This window comes from Pseudarcicella hirudinis, from assembly GCF_900115665.1.
GTDB classification, from domain to species: Bacteria; Bacteroidota; Bacteroidia; order Cytophagales; family Spirosomataceae; genus Pseudarcicella; species Pseudarcicella hirudinis.
Window position 1 is genome coordinate 1 of the sequence record NZ_FOXH01000011.1, and the last position, 20,568, is coordinate 20,568.

The following is a 20,568-nucleotide window of genomic DNA, read 5'->3' on the forward strand; positions in this document are numbered from 1 at the left end:
CTGAAGCTTTGGTAAGTATCTGCAAATTAGGAGAATCATCTTCCCTGGCAGGTAATATTCTAAACAGAATAGAAGATTTGGCAGTAGAAACGGCAGCAGCCAAAAGCAGTATCAAATGTGGTTGTGATGGATTGATGGATTATCTGACGGGAGATGGTAACTGTCAAAGGGTAATATACAACCTTGAACTGCTCAAAAGAGATATATCAAAAAACAAAGTGAGTCATAAACTTAACAATCCTGCAGGAGGCACCGGTCAGGTAAAAGTAGGAGAAGTATGTATAGACAATCTGCAGATCAGATTTTATGGAGACAACCCCGAAATCAACCCCTTAAGCAAACAGAAAACCCAGGAAGGAATAGATTTCAGTGCGGCCAATTCCAGCAATATAGTATTGAATGTAAATGTATTGGATAAAGCAGAGAAGGACAAGAAGATAGAGGCTGTCTGGGGGTATCTGGGGGATAAGACCCAGGAGAACCATCAAGCTACCTTTCCGGTTACAGGCACACAATTACATGAAATATTTCCGGACACACCACAAGACAGATGTGATGAGGTGGCTGCCTTGCTGAACAAATATTCAGATAAATTTGAGATAAATACTCCATTAAGGATGGCACATTTCCTGGGGCAGATTGGAGTTGAAACAGGAGGGCTTATGAAATTACAGGAAAATTCCTGTTACACTTCAAAAAGTCGGATAAAAAAGATATTTGGCAAAGTTAAATATTGTGATTTATTTGAAGGTTATACCTCGGACTTAAGCAAATGCAATAATGACGAACCTGAGTCATGTGTTCCATCTCTACAAAAAATAACCTCAGACTTAGTTATTAAAGATAAATATGTTTGCTCTCCTTCATTAATTGATTATACGTACTCATGCAGAATGGGCAACGGACCTTCATCAAGCGGGGATGGATCTCGGTTTCTTGGAAAAGGGTTTATACATTTGACAGGTAAAGGTCAATTTGAAAACATATCAAATATCTGGAATAAAGACATAGAGAATCAAAATAATAAAAAAGACTTTGTCGGTGCAGATATAGATGAAATTACAAACGATTTAGATGTAGCAATGAAAGCAAGTATGTATTATTGGGGAGATAATGCTATTAATCTTTTGGCAGATGAGGGAGTAACAAATATTCAAGTTAATAAAATTGGAGCAGTTGTTAATGGGACTAATCCACCAAACGATTTTGAAAAAAGACTTGAAAAAACTAAATCTGCATATCAAATATTAAACAAATGAAAATGAAATTCAAAGTACTACTAATTATTACACTAACTGTTTTTTGTCATTTTATATCAAATGCACAAAAAACTAATTATTCTATGAATGGAATATGGGAGTACGTAGATAATCGCTCGGAAGAGTCTTTTAGCACTTCTCAAAAAAGCTGGAGAATAGTCTTTGAAGATACAACATTAATAGTTACTCTTTTCAAAGATAGAATAAATGGAGTTATTTTATTATTAAAAAGTGGATTTCAAAATAAAAAAAAATCAGAAATAGATTCATTAAATGTATCAGTACTCGCAAACGTAGGTGCTTATTATACAGAGGTTTTTGGGGATGAAATTCATAAGAATAACTTTGTAAAAAAGTACTCAATAATGACGTATGACTATCTTTATTTTGATGACACTAATTTAGAAATGGATGGGGGAAAACTTGCAATATTCAACAAAGTGAATATTGTTCCAAGAGAGGTCTATTTGTTTTTATTGAAAAAAGGAATTGAAGACAAAAAAAACTATACAAAGTATTTATTAAAATCAAATTGTTACAGAGTAATATATTCATTAAAGTCAATTATTCATTTCACCCCAAATAATAAACAAAGTCAACAATACCTCCTCAAAGGCGACGAAGTAGAAATATTAGAAGAAAAGTTAGTGAAAGGCACAAGTTGGCTCAAAATCCGATACTACGGCGGCAAAACCATCGAAGGCTGGATAAAGAAAACAGATGTAGAATAGCTATATATAATAAAGCAGGTCGGAAGGCTTGCTTTTCTTTTTGGTATATCAATGCAGTTTGGGCACATCTGGGGGATAAGACCCAGGAAAACCATAAACCTGCTTTTCCGGTTACAGGCACACAATTACATGAGATATTCCCGGATACACCACAAGACAGATCTGATGAGGTGGCAAGCATAATTAATAAGTATAGTGATGACTATGGTTTAACTCCAGAGTAAACTATATAGTTTTATATATTCCGGCAAAACACAAAAAAGAGGTCATTCTGAAATGACCTCTTTGATTTTAATAATGACTTATGAGTATCTGCGAAAATTGACGAAGACTACTTTCCTGCCGGAGCCGGAGCTGGTGCCGGAGTTGAAGAAGCCGGAGCCGGAGCTGAAGCAGCTGGTAAAGTTTTAGTAGCAGCTTTATCTACGTTAACAGAGTTAATTCCCTGAGCACCTCCTGAAGAAAGTAAGAATTTAGAAACCAGCGCCAGAACAGCAATTCCGGAAGCAAAGCCCCATGAAAGTTGTTCTAACAAATCTCCCGTACGCTTAACACCGAACATCTGAGTAGCTCCTGCGCTACCAAATTCACCTGAAAGCCCTCCCCCTTTTGGGTTTTGAATCAACACTACCAGTACTAATAAAACTGCAAGGATAATAATTAACGTAATAACTGCTCCGAACATTTCTTTCTAAATTAATAAATTATGAATTAAAGATTTTGAATTATCTGGGTTGACAAGCATTTGAAAATGCTTTACTAAAAAGGAACTACTATAACAGTTCATCTATTTTTGTCACAAAGTACGACTTTTTTTCGGGGAATTTCAAAATTAATTTCTCATAAACCTCAATTGCTTTTTCATTTCGTCCCTGCATTGTCAGAATTTTTGCATAGCTCTCTGTAATAATTCCTTTGTCGAGACGGGTACTTAATAACGACAAATCTTCCTGTTTTTCCTTAGCACCCTGCTGGTTTTTCTGAGCTCTGATCAAACCGGGATCTTTCAGGATAAAGCTGTCTATAATCTCTTTCTGCAACTCTTTCCTTCTGACTATGTCATTGAGCAGTATCTCTTCCTGTGCCACAGAATTAATCATTAACTCTGTATCAGTTAACACCTTATCATACAAATCCTCCTGAACTTTTTCTTTTTCCGGTGAAGCCGTTTCAGCAGGATCGGATACTGTTTCCTGTAATACTTTATGCAAATAAACAGACTCAAATTTACCGGCATTCACAACTTCTACCTCATTGGTAAAACTACCGTTTAAGATTTTACGCAACGCATTTCTGCTAAGCGCATGTGCTGCAGCCTGACGGATTTTTTCATTGGTCAATTCCTCTGCATAATGATCCTGATAACCCTTTGCGATCAGGGAATAAGCAAGCTGACAATATGGATATTTGACGGTGAGTGCCTCCAGATCTTTCAAATCCCTGACAGAAATGTCAGAAAGGTTTGTCACTAAATATGAGAAAGATTCTTTCATAAATTTACTGAATCAATTAATAGCTATTTACCATGGGTTTTATGTCTGTCCCTTCCAACTCAGTTAATCTACCAGTCTCCGGCAGTTTTATTAAAGATATCCAACACAATCTGATCAAGAATCTTAGGGTAAAGCTGTCCTTCCACTGATGAAAGTGTTTGATTTTGAGGAAAATCCTGATAAAATGAGAATTCCTGATCGAAATTCTTAGCTTCGTCTTTATTATTCGTAAACTTCACCTGGATCCTGATTGTGAGACGGTTCAATCCGGCTTTATCACTCGAGGTTGGCGCCTGAGGTGTCATTTCATACCCCGTAATTCCACCTTCCATCTGAAGGTCGGGGTTAATGGTTGCAATCTTCAGGGATGTATTTCTCTGGTAATATTCTTTTAGTTTTTCATTAAAAGTCAGGGACAAATTACTTGGTCCTCCGGCAGTTACCATAGCAAAGTTCTGAATATAAATAGTTTTCAGATTCGGATCAAGACTTGCTCCTCTGAAAGTATAACATCCTGTCAGAAGTAATGAGAAAACGGCTAACAGAAAGAAGGAACCCATACATTTCAGAAAAAAAGTTCTTTTACCGATGCCCTGAGACTGAAAGTTTTCTCTTAAAACTGATTTACTCTTCTTCAATGTCATATTGTTTAATTTTTCGATAAAGGGTTCTTTCCGAAATTCCTAAATCCTGTGCGGCATATTTTCTCTTATTCCGGTTCTTGTGCAAAGCCCGGATGATCATCTCTTTTTCCTGTTTTTCCAGAGAAAGTGATACTTCTTCCGCCTCATGGGTAATGTCATACACCTCTTCTCCTTCATCATTTTTAGGATCAAGACTTATGATTTTCAGTTCATTATCAGTAGCGTTTCCATTATAATTCGGGCTATGATAATTACCGGTATTCGGACCAGGCGGCAGGATTCTGCCCGTATTCACTTCAGGCACAAAAGTTGTTGCAGGATATTGATTTGCAGGCACTTCTGTTTCTATATTCTGAAATAAGTTTTCATGTCCCTTGAGAATTTCACCGGAAAGAACGCCTCCGTTCTGTAAGATTTCGAGGAACATTTTTTTCATTTCGGTAACATCTCTTTTCATTTCAAAGAGAATTTTGTAGAGGATTTCTCTTTCTGAAAAATTGTCAGGCTGAGCGGCTTCCCAATCTCTTCGAATGAGCCCTTCCATCTTCTTACCATTGTTAATTTGCAGGTAATTTGCCAGTTTCTGGGCATCCACAATTCTTTCATCTACTTCAAGAATTGAAATCTGTTCTGCCAGATTTTTCAGCTGACGGATATTCCCCGGAAAGCGCTGGCTCAATAAAAGCTGCTGGGCATCAGGTGTTAAAGAAATAGGTTTTACTCTGTATTTTTCAGAAAAATCACTTGAAAACTTCCTGAAAAGTAATTCAATATCCATTCCTCTTTCACGCAAAGGCGGCACAAAAATCGGAACGGTATTTAACCTGTAATATAAATCTTCTCTGAATTTACCTCTTTCCACAGCGGTCAGAAGGTTGATATTGGTAGCAGCAACAACTCTGACATTGGTTTTCTGAACTTTAGAAGAACCGACTCTGATAAATTCTCCGTTTTCCAGAACCCTCAATAAACGGGCCTGTGTACCTAAAGGCATTTCAGCGATTTCATCCAAAAAGATCGTTCCTCCGTCTGTTACTTCAAAATATCCTTTTCTGGCATCAATTGCTCCTGTAAACGCCCCCTTTTCATGCCCGAAAAGCTCAGAATCTATAGTTCCTTCAGGAATAGCTCCGCAGTTTACTGCAATAAACTGACCATGTTTACGAGCGGAAAGGTTATGTATGATTTTTGAAAATGATTCCTTTCCTGAACCACTTTCTCCTGTGATAAGCACCGTCATATCAGTCGGAGCAACCTGTGCCGCTACCTCAATGGCATGATTCAGAGCAGGAGAGTTTCCTATGATTCCAAATCGCGCTTTTATGGATTGTAATTCTGAATTAACCATTTTTATGCTCAAAAAAGGATTAGTCCTGAGCAGTATATTAACCGCAAAAGACGTATTCTTACCCTACTGTTAATTGTTTCCGGCTTATCCGGCAACCACCTCTCCTTTTAATGTTGCGGAAGTACATCCGGTAATTAAAACCTGTACATACTCTCCTTTTTTATGATTTCCTCTCGGGATAATAACCATTTTATTCTGGTCATTTCTGCCATGAAGAAAATCTTCAGAACGTTTGGAAAAACCTTCAAGCAGCACTTTGTGAACCTGCCCTACTGCCATTTCATTGCGCTCCAGAGAATGCTTCATCTGTAAGGCAATAATTTCACTCAAACGACGCTGTTTCACTTCTGCAGAAATATCATCCACATATTTCTTAGCTGCGGGCGTTCCGGGGCGTTCTGAATAAGCGAACATATAACCGTAGTCATATTTCACATATTCCATCAAAGAAAGGGTATCCTGATGCTCTTCTTCCGTTTCCGAACAGAATCCTGCGATCATATCCTGAGAAATCCCGCAATCATATCCTAAAATCCTGTGGATGGCATCGATACGGTTGATATACCATTCACGGTCATAAGTACGGTTCATTCTTTTCAATACCGCACTGTTTCCACTCTGGGCCGGCAAATGGATATAATTACAGATGTTTTCATATTTACCCATTGTATATAAAACTTCATCTGTAATATCCTTTGGATGAGATGTTGAGAAACGAACCCTCAATTCAGGATTGATAAGCGCCACTCTTTCAAGCAGCTGCGCAAAATTCACTTTCTCAGATGCATCTTCAGAAGTCCATTTGTATGAATCGACATTCTGCCCAAGCAATGTTACTTCTTTATATCCATTGTCAAGCAAATCCTGACATTCCTTCAAAATTGAATAAGGATCACGTGAGCGTTCACGACCACGGGTAAAAGGCACCACACAGAATGAACACATATTGTCACACCCGCGCATGATAGATACAAATGCCGTTACGCCATTTGAATTCAGGCGGACCGGAGAAATATCCGCATATGTTTCATCCCGTGACAGGAACACATTAATGGCTTTCTGTCCGTCTTCAGCCTCATCAACCAGATTTGGTAAATCTCTGTAAGAATCCGGGCCGGCAACGATGTCAACTATTTTCTCTTCTTCCAAAAATTTAGTTTTCAAACGCTCAGCCATACATCCCAGCACGCCGACAACAGTTTCCGGTTTCTTCTTCTTGATCGGGATAAAGTTTTTCAGACGATTTCTGACCTTTTGCTCTGCATTATCACGAATGGCACAGGTATTTAACAGAATAACATCTGCTTCTTCATATTGGGAAGTAGTGGCAAAACCATTTTCCTGCAAAATAGATGTTACAATCTCACTGTCAGAGAAGTTCATCTGACAACCATAACTCTCAATGTATAATTTCTTCTTGCCTTGTTTTCCTTCCTGGTCAACTGAAATACGGGCAACATCCAACACCTCTTTGTCTTCCTCTTTTAATATTTCTAAGTTTCTCATGGTTTATTTCTTGACTGCGATTCTTTAATTAAATCAATCTGTGACCTGCAATACTTCTGTAACTGCAGGGATGATTGTTTCCTTCTTTCCAAACATTCCATGACAGTAAACGGAATTCGATCTTCTATCTGAAATGTTTACAAAATTACTACAATTTGCATTAAAATCTGACAGATTGTCAGCGTTTTCTTTCAGGCATTTCTGAAAGATTAAGGAATTTTAACTTTTGAGCTGACCGGATAATAAAATCAAAAAACGCTGTCTGTGCATTTCAACAAACAACGTTCTTAGTAAGAGAAGTATTTGATTATGGTAAACCGGAAAATTTCGGAAAGCTTTTTAAACCGGTTCTCACTTATTTAATTGTTCACTTTTTACCCTTTCAGACATTTCTTCTGAAAAGCCAAAACACTCGGATTCAATATTTTAAAATGATCTAATTCTGATGAATACCATCTGTTTTCACCAAAAAACCATCCTGCATTACCAGTTTACGGTCTGCCATGGCTGCCAGTTCCTCATTATGTGTTACGATGACAAAAGTCTGATCAAACTTTTCCCGCAGGGTAAAAAATAACCTGTGAAGCTCCTGTGCATTTTTGGAATCAAGGTTTCCGGAAGGTTCATCGGCAAAAATAATCGAGGGAGAATTGATCAGTGCTCTTGCCACCGCCGTTCTTTGCTGCTCTCCTCCTGACATCTGAGAAGGCAGGTTATTCATACGATGCTGGAGGTTCAGCATTTCAAGCAGCTCTTTTGCTCTCTCTTTTACCTCCTTTTCAGGTTTGTTTCCGATAAATGCTGGAATACAGACATTTTCCAGGGCTGTAAATTCAGCCATAAGGTTATGAAACTGGAAAATAAAACCGATTTTCTCATTTCTGAATGCCGCAAGTTGTTTCTCATTTAAAGAAGTAACTTCCTGACCGGCAATAAATACCTTCCCGGAATCCGGCCTGTCGAGCGTTCCGGCAATATGTAATAAAGTACTTTTTCCGGCACCGGAAGCACCAACCACAGAGACGATTTCTCCTTTCTGAATATGCAGATCGATCCCTTTTAAAACCTGTAATTTTCCGTAATTTTTAATAATATTCTGAACTTTCAGCATGTTTCCGGGTAGTAAAAAGGCTAATGTCTGGTAAAAAAACTGAAAAAAGATTGTTTTATTATCTGTTGATCAAAGCCTTTTATTTTTATAAAAATTACAGACTTATCAGAAGGAAGCGATGAATCATCAGTATTTCCCAAAAGCCTGCCACTATATTTTTTTAGCAAAGAAAATAAATCTTTTCCGTTAATGACCGTACCTAAATAAGTTTTTCGTACTAATTTAGCACACGAATTAATTTCGATACATAAAACTATTCAAAATGAACATTCACGAGTATCAAGCCAAAGACATTCTAAAAAGCTACGGCGTCCGTATTCAGGAGGGCATCGTGGTAGATACACCCGCACAGGCAGTAGAAGCTGCCCGTGAACTAAGCAACCAGACAGGCACAAAGTGGTATGTCGTAAAGGCTCAAATCCATGCTGGCGGCCGCGGTAAAGGTGGAGGTGTTAAACTTGCCAAAAATTTGGATGAAGTCCGTGAGAAATCAAAAGACATCATCGGAATGCAGTTGATTACTCATCAAACTGGCCCGGAAGGTAAAAAAGTTAACAAAGTACTTATTGCAGAAGATGTTTACTATCCAGGTGCATCTGAGCCGAAAGAATACTATATTTCTATTCTTTTAGATCGTGGCAAGGCTTGTAATGTAATTATGGCCTCTACAGAAGGTGGTATGGACATTGAAGAAGTGGCTGAACATACTCCAGAGAAAATAATCAAAGAATGGATTGATCCAAGAGTTGGTTTGCAGCAATTTCAGGCACGTAAATTAGCATTTGCGTTAGGCCTTGAAGGTGAAGCACACAAAGAAATGGTGAAATTCATCAATGCACTTTACAAAGCATACGTTGAAACAGATTCTTCAATGTTTGAAATCAACCCGGTGTTGAAGACTTCTGACAACAAAATCTTAGCGGTTGATGCTAAAGTAAACCTTGACGACAACTCTATGTTCCGTCATAAAGACTTTGTTGCATTGCGCGATTTGAATGAAGAAGATGCGCTTGAAGTCGAAGCTTCATCAAATGACCTTAACTATGTTAAATTAGACGGTAACGTTGGTTGTATGGTTAATGGTGCAGGTTTGGCAATGGCGACTATGGATATCATCAAATTATCAGGTGGTGAGCCTGCTAACTTCCTTGATGTAGGAGGAGGAGCTAATGCGAAAACTGTAGAAGCCGGTTTCCGTATTATCCTGAAAGATCCTAACGTGAAAGCTATTCTTATCAATATCTTTGGTGGTATCGTTCGTTGTGACCGTGTTGCCAATGGTGTAGTAGAAGCTTATAAAAATATCGGTGAAATCAGAGTACCTATCATCGTTCGTTTACAGGGAACAAATGCAGAAGAAGGCGCAAGAATTATCGATGAATCAGGCCTGAAAGTTTTCTCAGCTGTATTATTGAAAGACGCTGCTGCTAAAGTAAAAGAAGTTTTGGCAAGTATTGACTAATTTACCTGCTTTTTCATAGCAAAATCCCCCTAGCAGAAATACTGTTACGGGGATTTTTGTTGCCGGTTATCATTAAATTGTACAAATGTCTTCCCAAAAACAGACTGAAGAATCAGTAATTTACCTCGCAGCCCTTCTGATCTTTTCATGTAAAAGCCCGCTTCAGATGAAGCAGGCTTTTACATGAAAATCAAATCTGTGAAAGATATTAATTTCTTGGTCTGTAATACTTAAGTGCTTCAGGCATCCAATCCTTGATCTGTGCAATACGGGTTTCATCAGCAGGATGCGAAGAAAGGAAAATCGGCGGTTTTGAACCTCCTGATTTCGAAGCCATTCTCTGCCAGAATGTAACCGCATCCTGAGGATTATATCCGGCCATTGACATAAAGATCAGACCAAGATGATCCGCTTCAGATTCCTGATTTCTTCCATGAGCCAGCATGCCCAGCTGAGCACCCGCCGGAGCAACTACCCCGAATACCGTATTCCAGAGCCCTTGTGTCTGTGATGGCTTATCTTTCATAGCAATGCCCAATCCTACCTGTCCGGCAGTCAGTAAACCCTGAGCCAGCATTCCTTCACTCATTCTTTCAGCACCGTGCTTTGCAATGGCATGTGAAACTTCATGACCTAATACTACCGCTAAACCCGTTTCATTCTGGGTAATCGGCAAAATTCCTGTATAAACAACCATTTTACCCCCGGGCATACACCAGGCATTCACCTGATCACTTTTTACCAGTTCTGCCTGCCATTGATATCCTTCAAGGTAATTAGGCTGACCGATTTTTTCAAAATAATTCTGTGCAGCAGCGGCAATTTTACTTCCAACTCTCTTAACCATCTGAGAATTAGCGTCATAATTACCTACTACTTTACTCGTATCTAAAAATTGTTTATAACTTACAAATGACATAGAATTCATTTCCGAGTCTGAGACAAGAAGCAACTGGTTTCTTCCCGTTAGCGGAACCTTGGAACATGCCCATGCTGAAACTGAAATAATAAATCCATAAATTAGTAATCTTTTCATTTCTGTGATTGTTTAATTGAGAATCTGATTGTGTAAATAATGTGCAAATTTGCCATTGAGACGTAAAAAACTTAAAAAGGTTCAAGTTTTCTACTATTATCGGCTAATTTTGTAACTTAATCCTACATCATTAACTGCAATCAAGTTTTTTGTAGTTACAAGGTTAATGATAAATTTTAAAACGTATAACGAAAATCCATGAAAATTTTGTGTATCGGGCGAAATTATGCCGACCATATCGCTGAATTAAATAACGAACGTCCATCAGAGCCGGTTATTTTTATAAAACCTGATACAGCCATTTTACGTGATAATGAACCTTTTTATTATCCGGATTTTTCGAAAGATATTCATCACGAAGTTGAAATCGTTCTTAAAATTAACAAAATGGGCAAAAATATAGACCCGAAGTTTGCTCATAAATATTTTGATGAAATAGGAATCGGAATTGATTTCACGGCCCGAGATATACAGTCAAAACTAAAAGAAAAAGGTTTACCCTGGGAAAAAGCAAAAGCATTTAATGGCTCAGCTCCTGTCTCAGGATTTATCCCGAAATCTGAATTTCAGGATCTGAAAAATTTAAATTTCAAACTTGAAAAAAACGGACAAGCTGTACAGGAAGGAAATACGAGTCTGATGTTGTGGAATTTTGAGGAAATTATTGCTGAAATCTCAAAATACTTTACCCTTAAAACAGGGGACCTTATTTTCACTGGTACTCCCGTCGGAGTAAGTGGTGTTCAGGTTGGTGATAAATTGGAAGCTTACATTGAAGACCAGAAAATGCTAGCTTTCGAAGTAAAATAATTTAAAGTTTCTTTGCCCGGTCTGATGAGTCCTGAATGGATTTTACAGATTTATTTATTTCATGAAATTCAAACTTTCTTTGTTGCTTTTCGGACTGATGCCCCTGTTGGCATCAGCACAAAAAAATCAACTCTCCTACCCTAAGGGTTATTTTCAGTTTCCTATCAACCCAAATCATCGAAATTATTTGGCTGGTGGAATGGGCGATTTACGTACCAACCATTTTCATGCGGGAATTGATATTAAAACCCAGGGAAGAGAGGGCTTACCAGTCTATGCCGCAGCCGAAGGTTATATCTCTAAGGTCGCTGTCTCCAGCGGAGGTTATGGAAATGTAATCTTTATAACTCATCCCAATGGTTTTATCACTGTTTACGGACACCTCAGAGAATTTGCCGAACCTTTGGCAGCTTTTGTTAAGAAAACCCGGTTTGAAAAAGAAACTTTTGATATCGATTTATCTCCTGAAAGCGGACAGTTTAAAGTATCTAAAGGACAGTTAATTGCCTTTTCCGGCAATACAGGGGGCTCTGCCGGACCTCACCTTCATTTTGAAATCAGAGACTCCAAGAACAATGTACTGAATCCGCTGAATTTTGGTTTCACTGAAATAGAAGACAATATCCCTCCGGTTTTCAATCAGCTCATTGTCAAACCAATGAGTATCAGTTCCAGTATAAACGGAGAATTTGCCAGAAAAAGCTATTATCCAATCAGAAATTCCGACGGAGTTTACAGACTCAGTGAGCATATAAAGGCTTCGGGCGAAATCGGGCTTGAATTACTGGCGGTTGATAAAATGAATGGAACCTATAACTCCAATGGCCTAAGCTGTGCAGAGCTTTTTATCGACGGGAAAGAGGTTTTCTATTTCCATCTCGAACAATTTCCCCATGAGGTTCAGCGGGATTTTAATATTTTTGAAGATTACGGACTGGAAAAAATCCAGGGAAAACGCTTTCAGAAGCTTTTCATTGACGATGGCAATACCATTCCGATTTATCATCCGAGTGATTCCAAAGGAAAATTAAAGATTGAAGAAGGTAAAACTTATGAGGCAGTCATTAAGATTTTTGACCAGTTTGAGAATGGCAGTACTTTGAAATTTACCATTACCGGCCAGAAAGAAGAGAAATCGAAAATTACTACGCCCAATAGTCTGCCAACACAAATTAACATTTCAGTAGATGATAATACCCTCATTATTAAATCAAAGAACCTGAAAACTGTTAATTCTTCCGCAAAAATTATGCTTCCCAAAGGAGTTGTTGCCGAATTACCGATAGAATATGTCAAAAATAATGAGGCCGTCTTTTTGTGGGATCTGAGAAAAGGACTCCCTGAAAGCATCAGTATCGATGGTTCTGAACGCCAGTTTATTTTCAGAAAAGCGATCCTCCCTGATGAGAAAACAGAGTTTAATTCTCCTAATCTCAATGTGACTTTCGGAAAGAACATGGTATTTGATACGCTCTATCTTGAAACCAATTACGCCGGAAATACTTTTACGATCGGTCAATCTACCACGCCGTTGAGAGGAACCATTTCTGCTTCTTTTAAAACAGAGAATCAGCCTGCCTTACCTGATAAGACTTCGGTTTACAGAATTTCAGGATATTCCAGAAGTTTTCTGGGTGGTAAATGGAGCGGAAACCGAATAGAGTTTAACACAAATACGCTTGGCGTATTCAGCATTCTGAGTGATACAATACCTCCGGTAGCAAGGATCGTTTCAAGAAGTAAAGATTACTTTGCTTTCAGAATCAGCGATAATTTATCAGGACTTAAAAAATTTAAAGCCAGTATCGGCGGAGAATATATTCTGACAGACTATGACTACAAACGTGCATTGCTCTGGTCTGTCAAAAAAGATTCCACGCAGAAGTTCGAAGGAGAATTATTACTGGAACTGGAAGATAATCAGGGAAATACCAGTATTTTCAAAACGGATATGAATGCCCCTCCTCTGGTAATTCATGCCAAACACCAGGCAAAAAAAGAGAAAAAGAAAGGTACTAAAGCCCTGAAAGGCAGTCCGAAAAAGAAAGTAAGGCATAAAAGAAAATAAATAGCAACAGTTCTGCACTGTTCTATATAATAAATCTTTTAACTTTGTTCTGTTATTTTCTGTTAATCAAATAGTGCCGAAATAATTTTTACCTTTTAAATCAAATAACTAATGGAATTAAAAATTGGCGACAAAGCTCCTGATTTTGAACAGAAGGATCAAAACGGAAAATTAATAAAGCTATCGGATTATCAGGGAAAAAAAGTAATTTTGTATTTCTACCCCAAAGATGACACCCCCGGCTGTACCGCTCAGGCCTGCAACCTGAACGATAATCTGTCCAGCATTAATGAAGCTGGATATGAAGTAATTGGTGTAAGCGTTGACAGCGAAAAAGCGCACCAGAAATTCCGAACCAAATACGGATTGAGTTTTACCCTGCTTTCTGATGAAGATCACAAAGTAGTGGATGCTTATGGCGTGTGGGTCGAAAAATCAATGTACGGCAAAACCTACATGGGAACAGCCCGTACCACTTTTATCATTGATGAAAACGGCATAATTACGGATATCATTGCTAAAGTTGATACCAAAAATCATACCGACCAAATCTTAAAACAGCAATAGTAAAGGTCTGATAGACAACCTTTACCAAATTAACTAATCAAAAAAGAATAATGGAAATCCAAGAATTAAAGAACGTTGCTTCCCAAGTTCGCCGGGATATTGTAAGAATGGTACATGGTTGCCAATCAGGACACCCGGGCGGTTCGCTAGGCTGTACAGACCTTTTAGTAGGTTTATTTTTCGACCAGATGACTTTAAAGTCTGATTCGGAAGGAAAGAAAATCTTTGATATGAACGGAACAAATGAAGATATCTTCTTCTTGTCGAATGGTCACATATCTCCTGTTTTCTACTCAGTTTTAGCACGTTCTGGATATTTTCCAAAAGAAGAATTGGCTACGTTCCGTAAACTTAATTCACGTTTACAAGGTCACCCGACTACGCACGAACATTTAGATGGTGTACGTATTGCTTCCGGTTCATTAGGACAAGGATTGTCGGTTGCTATCGGTGCTGCTGAAGCTAAAAAACTTAACGGTGATAAGTCATTGGTTTTTGTTCTGATGGGAGACGGTGAGCAAAACGAAGGACAGGTTTGGGAAGCTGCAACATATGCACCACACCATAAAGTTGATAATCTGATTGCCTTTATAGACTTCAATGGCCAGCAGATTGACGGTCCTACCGACAAAGTTATGAACAACCGTGACCTGGGTGCTAAATATGAAGCATTTGGCTGGAAAGTTATCAAAATGAATGGTAACGATATGGAAGACGTAATCAAGGTATTAAAAGAAGCCCGCAGCCTTTCAGGACAGGGAACTCCTATCATGGTGATTATGAAAACTGAAATGGGAGCCGGTGTGGATTTCATGATGGGTTCTCATAAATGGCATGGAGTTGCTCCGAATGATGAGCAATTAGCCGCAGCTTTGGCTCAGTTGCCTGAAACTTTGGGAGATTACTAATAATTGTGTTAATTAGCGAATGTTTGAGTTTATGAATTGTAACTCAAACATTCTAAATAAATCTATATGTAGTTGGGTCTAAAATATTCCTAGCGTATTGAGAATCAAAAAAATACATATTGAAAACTTTAAATCTATTGCAGATTTAGAAATCATTGAACCTAATCCGTTCACGGCTTTTGTTGGGCCAAATGGTTCAGGAAAAAGTAATATTTTTGAGGCATTGGAATTCTTTATTAATCCTCTTGTAATAGATGACAAAGTTCGTTTATTTGGTGGAAAAGAAGCAATTAGTAAAAGAGATTCGGATAATACAGAAAGCAGAATAGAAATAATTCATGAATTATTTTCCTACAAAAATTCAATTGCTTTTTATCCATTAACTTTTAATGAATTTAGACGTGCTTTAAAAAAGTCTCTTCGTGAAGCAAACGAACCTGAAGCTGTAGAAATCCATAGCTTCCTTTATTCGTTTAAGCGTTTGTTTATTAAAAACACCGAGAAACAAAAAATGAATTTTTCAGACGATTACAACCTTTCATTCTCTGGTAATAATCTCGAAAAAGTACTAAAACGAATTTTACTTGATAAGTTTAAAAATGAAGAAATATCTGAATGGCTTGACTTATTTATTCCTGGTTTTGAAAGAGTTGAAGTAGTGTCAGGTAATTTAAGTAATACTGATACTCTGTTGATTTACGAAAAGGGTATTGAAAGGCCTTTTACTAAAGATTTAATATCTGATGGCACTTATAACATTCTTGCTCTTTTAACAGCCGTATATCAATCTGATGAATCTCAATTCCTATGTATTGAAGAACCTGAAAATGGCTTAAACCCAAAGGTAATTAAAGAGTTAGTTGGGCTTTTTCGATACGCTTGTAAGGAAAAGGGGCATTACATTTGGCTAAATACACATTCTCAATCACTTGTTTCAGTCTTAGAACCTAAAGAGATTATTCTTGTCAATAAAAAGAATGGTTCAACAGAGTTAAAACAATTAAAAAAAGATTTAAACCTTTATGGTTTACCAATGGATGAAGCATGGCTCTCAAATGCTCTTGGAGGTGGGCTTCCATGGTAAAATTAGGGATAATTTGTGAAGGAGAATCTGAAGTAATTATCTTCAAATCAGAAAGTTTTATTTCTTTTTTAAATGAGATTGGTATTGAACTAATTGATGTTCAGGCAACAGATGCGAAAAATCAATTTTATGGAGAAAGAATAAACTCTCATAGACAAATTTTGATTGATAAAGGCGCTACTCATATTCTAGCTTTAATTGATTTAGACAAGGAAGAATGTATTACCATTACAAAACAAAAAATTTCACCTTTCGAAAATCAGAAGATTGTAGTAGCTGTCAAAGAATTTGAAAATTGGTACCTTGCTGATACAAATGCCTTATCTGCATTCTTAAGTAAACCAGTAGAAGAGATTCCATTACCTGAGGAATTTGATGAACCAATAGATGAAATGATAAAGTTGAACGTTATTACCTTTGCTAAAAGTAAACCTATTCTTGCTAGGAAAATGTTACGTTCAGGTTTCTCAATCCAAAATGCAGCTAATCATCCCAATTGCCCAAGTGCTAAATATTTTTTAACCAAATTAAAGCAGTATGCCTCGGCAAATCTAGTCGAGTAAAAATAGAGAAATGAAAAAATATACATTCACAGAAAAGAAAGATACTCGCTCGGGCTTCGGTGCCGGCATGCAGGTTTTAGGTCAAACAAACCCAAATGTGGTTGCGCTTTGCGCTGACCTGGTTGGTTCATTGAAATTGGAAGCTTTCATTAAAGAAAACCCTGAGCGTTTTTTCCAGACAGGTATTGCTGAGGCAAACATGATCGGTATTGCGGCAGGTTTGACAATTGGTGGAAAAATTCCTTTCGCTACTACATTTGCTAATTTCGGAACGGGCCGTGTATACGATCAAATCCGTCAGTCTGTAGCATATTCAAATAAAAATGTTAAAATTGCCTGTTCTCATGCAGGTCTTACATTGGGAGAAGATGGTGCAACACACCAGATTCTTGAAGATTTGGGTTTGATGAAAATGCTTCCTGGCATGACGGTAATCAACCCATGTGATTACAACCAGACAAAAGCGGCAACTATCGCAGTAGCAGACCATGTTGGTCCGGTTTATTTACGCTTCGGTCGTCCGGTGGTACCGATTTTCACTCCTGCTGACCAGGAATTTGTAATCGGAAAAGCATGGATGGTAAACGAAGGTACTGATGTAAGTATCTTTGCAACAGGGCATTTGGTTTGGGAATCTATTCTTGCCGGTGAAATTCTTGCTGAAAAAGGCATCAATGCCGAAATTATTAATATCCATACCATTAAACCTTTGGATGAGGAAGCAGTCCTAGCTTCTGTTCGTAAAACCGGTTGTGCTGTTTCTGCTGAGGAACATCAGATTGCCGGAGGTTTGGGAGATTCCATTGCTCAGGTTTTAATCAGAAAGCATCTTGCTCCACTTGAATATGTGGGTGTAAATGATTCTTTCGGTGAATCGGGAACTCCTGCCCAATTAATGGAGAAATATGGTTTAAATGCAGCAAATATCGTTGAAAAAGCACTTAAAGCCATTGCTCGTAAGAATTCATAAATTATTTCGGAACCTGTAAGGGATCCACCTTACAGGTTCAATTTAACTTATATGACAGACCAAGAGTTATTAGAAAAGTTCGCTAATCCTGATTCCCGAAATTATGCTTTTAACTTACTGGTCAGAAAATACCAGCAAAAAATCTATTGGCATATCAGAAAAATGGTCATCGACCATGACGATGCCAATGACCTTACCCAGGAAACCTTTATCAAAGCCTGGAAAGGGCTGGATAATTTTAAAGGTGATTCCCAATTATTCACCTGGCTTTACAAAATCTCTACAAACGAATCATTGAATCATCTGAGCAAGAAAAAACGTCGTTTCTTTTTGCCGATTAATGATGTCTCTGAAGAACTTTCAAACAAACTGGATGACCATTCTCTGATCTCCGGAGATGAGGTACAATTGAAACTTCAAAAAGCCCTTCTGACACTGCCTGATAAACAACGTCTGGTTTTCAACATGAAATATTTTGACGACCTGAAGTATGAGGAGATTGCTGAAATTACCGGAACCTCTGTCGGAGCTTTGAAAGCGTCCTATCACCTGGCTTCAAAAAAAATTGAAGAATTTCTGTCAAACGAAACACTCTGAGAAACTGACTGACAGTCAATTCATTTTAAAAATATTCAGTTTTTTTTAAGAAAAAAATAAGCTAGTTAAACCTTTGAAGTTCTGGCAAATCAAAGAGACATAAAACGACACAGAGCGATGATCAGGAAAAGAATTTCATTGGGAGATATAAAAAAAGAGAACATCTTCCAGGTCCCCGAGGGGTATTTTGATGACCTCCCCTCCATTATTCAGGCTAAAGCAGTAAAATCAAAATCTTCTACAATGACCGTAACCTGGTCAGCCAGAAGAACATGGGGTTCTGTTGCAGCCTGTTCAGCTATTGCTATTTTAGGATATTTTACACTTATGCCAAAACAGGGTTCTATAGGAGAAGAATCTCTTAACGGTGTTAAAAACCAGGAGATTGTAAGTTATTTATCACAACAGGGTGTGCCTAATCACGATATTATCGAGCATTTGGATAAAGTTGATTTAGAAGGAGATCAGGCTCCTGAAATGCTCAATAATCTTGGCATTTCAAATAAGGATATTCTCGAAAATGTTGACGTTTCCAATGTCGATGAAGAAATATAAATTCCAAATATGTCAAAAAAGGCCCTAAGAATGCCTTTAGCCGCATACATTAACCACCATTCAAATCAAATATATTATATGAATCGTTTACTATTTATCGCCTTGTCTGTCCTGATAAGCCATTTATCCCTGGCTCAACAGGATGACGCATTCCCCGCCGCTAAAGAGAAAATAAAAGCTGCGAAAATAGGATTATTCACAAACCGGTTAAATTTAAGCACTGAGCAAGCTTCTCAATTCTGGCCTGTTTACAATGAATATGAGGGCAAAAAAGGAGAGCTTCGCAGCAATATGCGTAAATATAACGCAGAAACCCGCAACCTTACCATTTCTGATGACCGCATCCTGTCTGACCTTAAGGAACTGATCAACATCAGGCAGAAAGAAGTTGACCTTGAAAGAGAATATCAGGGTAAGTTTTTGAAAGTAATTTCGGCGCGTCAGGTAGCAGAACTCTATAAGTCAGAACAGTTATTCAATCAGATGTTATTGAAAAGATTGAGCCGGAGAGAAAACAATAATAAAAAATAATCCCATATTTCAGGGATACTTTTCAGAGAGTCCGGTTCATTTACCGGACTTTTTTATTTTATTTCCACTCCTTTACCACGATACTCCGCTGGTAATGTTTCATATAGCGCTCCGTCTGTCAGCATAATATCAAGGTCTTTATACTTACAAACTACAAAATTTTCAGCAGTTCCTATTTTATCTGCTGTCACCAGGGCAATTACTTTCTGAGAAACTTCAACCATTTTCCGTTTAGACTGACATTCTTCGTAATCCGGAATGGTCAGACCGATTTCCGGGTGAATACTACATATTCCCAAAAGGCATAAATCAGCTCTTATTTGTCCTAAAACCTCTATGACATCGTGTCCGTAAGTAGTTTGTGCATCTTTAAAAACCTTGCCTCCCAACAAAAAAAGCTCAACACTCGGATGTTCTGACAAAATCTGAGCAACCGGAATACTATTGGTAAAAATTGTCAGCTTCATATCCAAAGGAATAACCTTGGCTACTTCCATATTAGTTGAACCATTATCCAGAATAATCACCTGACCGTCTTTAAAAAACTCTAAAGATTTTTGTGCGAGAATGACTTTTTCTTCATGGGCAAAATTCACCCTTTCCTTGAGTTTATAAGGAGTGGAAGATTTGGGAATAGCTCCGCCGTGAACTTTTAACAAAAGTCCGTTCTGATCAAGTTCATTCAAATCTCTCCGGATCGTATCATCAGAAACATTCAAAATCTGGCTCAGTTCCAAAGAAGTCACTCTTTGATTCGTTTCCAGCATTTTCAAAATTATTTGAAGGCGTTCTTCTTTCAGCATTTTGCGGATTTTTGCGTTTATTATGCAAATTTAATAATAATTTATTTTGAATTGTGCGTTTTATTACGGTAAATTTGTTCAAATAAAAATAAAAACCGCAAATGACCATTGAACATCTTGCTATCTGGGTTAAGGATCTCGAGAAAATGAGAGCTTTTTATGAAAAGTATTTTGAGGCAACAGCCAATGAAAAATACCACAATCCTGCTAAGAAGTTTGAATCTTATTTTCTTTCTTTTCAATCAGGAGCAAGACTCGAATTAATGCAGAAGCCGGGCATTCCTGACAACAAAAATGATGTTTCCGTGCAATATACCGGATTGATTCATTTTGCAGTTTCTACCGGAAGTATTGAAAAAGTCAATGAATTAACGGAAAAACTCAGAAAAGACGGATTTCAGGTTGTGGGAGAACCCAGAACTACAGGCGACGGATATTATGAAAGTGTTATCCTGGATCCGGAACATAACAGAATTGAAATAACTGAATAAATTAAACATACAAGGGAATAGACCCGATTCA

22 protein-coding genes are annotated in these 20,568 nt (G+C 37.8%); 14 read left to right on the top strand and 8 right to left on the bottom strand.

Features of this window, described 5'->3' with window-relative positions:
* Positions 1–77 precede the first annotated feature (77 nt).
* Both BM179_RS17165 and BM179_RS17170 read left to right on the top strand, forming a co-directional pair.
* Positions 78–1,259: a glycoside hydrolase family 19 protein gene (locus BM179_RS17165; RefSeq protein ID WP_143095254.1), complete on the top strand. Its 1,182-nt coding sequence runs from the start codon at positions 78–80 to the stop codon at positions 1,257–1,259.
* Positions 1,256–1,990: an SH3 domain-containing protein gene (locus tag BM179_RS17170; RefSeq protein ID WP_092018397.1), complete on the top strand. Its 735-nt coding sequence runs from the start codon at positions 1,256–1,258 to the stop codon at positions 1,988–1,990. Before BM179_RS17165 ends, BM179_RS17170 begins: the two co-directional genes overlap by 4 nt.
* 331 nt (positions 1,991–2,321) lie before the next feature.
* Here the strand turns inward: BM179_RS17170 and secG are convergent, their stop codons facing one another.
* The 6 genes from secG to BM179_RS17200 all read right to left on the bottom strand — a co-directional run bounded on the left by secG (position 2,322) and on the right by BM179_RS17200 (position 8,092).
* A complete protein-coding gene (gene secG, locus BM179_RS17175) occupies positions 2,322–2,675 on the bottom strand; it encodes a preprotein translocase subunit SecG (protein WP_092018398.1) in 354 nt (117 codons plus the stop codon).
* An 88-nt stretch (positions 2,676–2,763) separates the two neighbouring features.
* Positions 2,764–3,483 carry a DUF8458 domain-containing protein gene (locus BM179_RS17180; RefSeq protein ID WP_092018399.1) on the bottom strand — a complete coding sequence of 240 codons (720 nt, stop codon included), beginning with the start codon at positions 3,481–3,483 and terminating at the stop codon, positions 2,764–2,766.
* A gap of 68 nt (positions 3,484–3,551) precedes the next feature.
* A complete protein-coding gene (locus tag BM179_RS17185; protein WP_229632974.1) occupies positions 3,552–4,127 on the bottom strand; it encodes an LptE family protein in 576 nt (191 codons plus the stop codon).
* Positions 4,108–5,475 carry a sigma-54 interaction domain-containing protein gene (locus tag BM179_RS17190; protein ID WP_092018400.1) on the bottom strand — a complete coding sequence of 456 codons (1,368 nt, stop codon included), beginning with the start codon at positions 5,473–5,475 and terminating at the stop codon, positions 4,108–4,110. Before BM179_RS17190 ends, BM179_RS17185 begins: the two co-directional genes overlap by 20 nt.
* Before the next feature lie 84 nt (positions 5,476–5,559).
* A complete protein-coding gene (gene miaB / locus BM179_RS17195) occupies positions 5,560–6,981 on the bottom strand; it encodes a tRNA (N6-isopentenyl adenosine(37)-C2)-methylthiotransferase MiaB (RefSeq protein WP_092018401.1) in 1,422 nt (473 codons plus the stop codon).
* 436 nt (positions 6,982–7,417) lie between these two features.
* Positions 7,418–8,092 (bottom strand): ABC transporter ATP-binding protein, encoded by a 675-nt coding sequence (locus BM179_RS17200; RefSeq protein WP_092018402.1) that lies wholly within the window; start codon positions 8,090–8,092, stop codon positions 7,418–7,420.
* A 262-nt stretch (positions 8,093–8,354) separates the two neighbouring features.
* On the opposite strand from BM179_RS17200, the gene sucC reads away from it, so the two are divergent.
* On the top strand, positions 8,355–9,554 hold the full coding sequence (gene sucC, locus BM179_RS17205; RefSeq protein WP_092018403.1) for an ADP-forming succinate--CoA ligase subunit beta: 1,200 nt from the start codon (positions 8,355–8,357) through the stop codon (positions 9,552–9,554).
* A gap of 208 nt (positions 9,555–9,762) precedes the next feature.
* Here the strand turns inward: sucC and BM179_RS17210 are convergent, their stop codons facing one another.
* The gene (locus BM179_RS17210; protein WP_092018404.1) at positions 9,763–10,590 is read right to left on the bottom strand and encodes a M48 family metallopeptidase; all 828 of its coding nucleotides are present in this window, start codon (positions 10,588–10,590) and stop codon (positions 9,763–9,765) included.
* Positions 10,591–10,788: 198 nt separating this feature from the next.
* Between BM179_RS17210 and BM179_RS17215 the strand changes: the two genes are divergently transcribed.
* From BM179_RS17215 to BM179_RS17260, 10 genes are all read left to right on the top strand, one after another.
* The gene (locus tag BM179_RS17215; protein ID WP_092018405.1) at positions 10,789–11,400 is read left to right on the top strand and encodes a fumarylacetoacetate hydrolase family protein; all 612 of its coding nucleotides are present in this window, start codon (positions 10,789–10,791) and stop codon (positions 11,398–11,400) included.
* A gap of 61 nt (positions 11,401–11,461) precedes the next feature.
* Positions 11,462–13,468 (top strand): M23 family metallopeptidase, encoded by a 2,007-nt coding sequence (locus BM179_RS17220; RefSeq protein WP_092018406.1) that lies wholly within the window; start codon positions 11,462–11,464, stop codon positions 13,466–13,468.
* A gap of 111 nt (positions 13,469–13,579) precedes the next feature.
* Positions 13,580–14,035 (top strand): thioredoxin-dependent thiol peroxidase, encoded by a 456-nt coding sequence (gene bcp, locus BM179_RS17225; protein WP_092018407.1) that lies wholly within the window; start codon positions 13,580–13,582, stop codon positions 14,033–14,035.
* 50 nt (positions 14,036–14,085) lie between these two features.
* Entirely contained in the window at positions 14,086–14,943 is an 858-nt protein-coding gene (locus BM179_RS17230; protein WP_092018408.1) for a transketolase, read from the top strand.
* A gap of 97 nt (positions 14,944–15,040) precedes the next feature.
* Complete coding sequence (locus BM179_RS17235) at positions 15,041–16,027, top strand: AAA family ATPase (protein WP_092018409.1); 987 nt, start codon at positions 15,041–15,043, stop codon at positions 16,025–16,027.
* The gene (locus tag BM179_RS17240) at positions 16,021–16,590 is read left to right on the top strand and encodes a DUF4276 family protein (RefSeq protein ID WP_092018410.1); all 570 of its coding nucleotides are present in this window, start codon (positions 16,021–16,023) and stop codon (positions 16,588–16,590) included. Before BM179_RS17235 ends, BM179_RS17240 begins: the two co-directional genes overlap by 7 nt.
* A gap of 10 nt (positions 16,591–16,600) precedes the next feature.
* Positions 16,601–17,560 (top strand): transketolase family protein, encoded by a 960-nt coding sequence (locus BM179_RS17245; RefSeq protein WP_092018411.1) that lies wholly within the window; start codon positions 16,601–16,603, stop codon positions 17,558–17,560.
* Between the two features lie 51 nt (positions 17,561–17,611).
* Positions 17,612–18,157, top strand: coding sequence for an RNA polymerase sigma factor (locus tag BM179_RS17250; RefSeq protein ID WP_092018412.1), 546 nt, complete (start codon positions 17,612–17,614; stop codon positions 18,155–18,157).
* A 117-nt stretch (positions 18,158–18,274) separates the two neighbouring features.
* Positions 18,275–18,712 carry a hypothetical protein gene (locus tag BM179_RS17255; protein ID WP_092018413.1) on the top strand — a complete coding sequence of 146 codons (438 nt, stop codon included), beginning with the start codon at positions 18,275–18,277 and terminating at the stop codon, positions 18,710–18,712.
* Positions 18,713–18,790: 78 nt separating this feature from the next.
* Entirely contained in the window at positions 18,791–19,243 is a 453-nt protein-coding gene (locus tag BM179_RS17260) for a hypothetical protein (RefSeq protein WP_229632975.1), read from the top strand.
* Between the two features lie 53 nt (positions 19,244–19,296).
* On the opposite strand, the gene BM179_RS17265 is transcribed toward BM179_RS17260, so the two are convergent.
* The gene (locus BM179_RS17265) at positions 19,297–20,046 is read right to left on the bottom strand and encodes a DeoR/GlpR family DNA-binding transcription regulator (RefSeq protein ID WP_092018414.1); all 750 of its coding nucleotides are present in this window, start codon (positions 20,044–20,046) and stop codon (positions 19,297–19,299) included.
* Positions 20,047–20,147: 101 nt separating this feature from the next.
* Here BM179_RS17265 and BM179_RS17270 point away from each other — a divergent pair, with 101 nt between their 5' ends.
* On the top strand, positions 20,148–20,537 hold the full coding sequence (locus BM179_RS17270; protein ID WP_092018415.1) for a VOC family protein: 390 nt from the start codon (positions 20,148–20,150) through the stop codon (positions 20,535–20,537).
* The last annotated feature ends 31 nt before the right edge of the window (positions 20,538–20,568 follow it).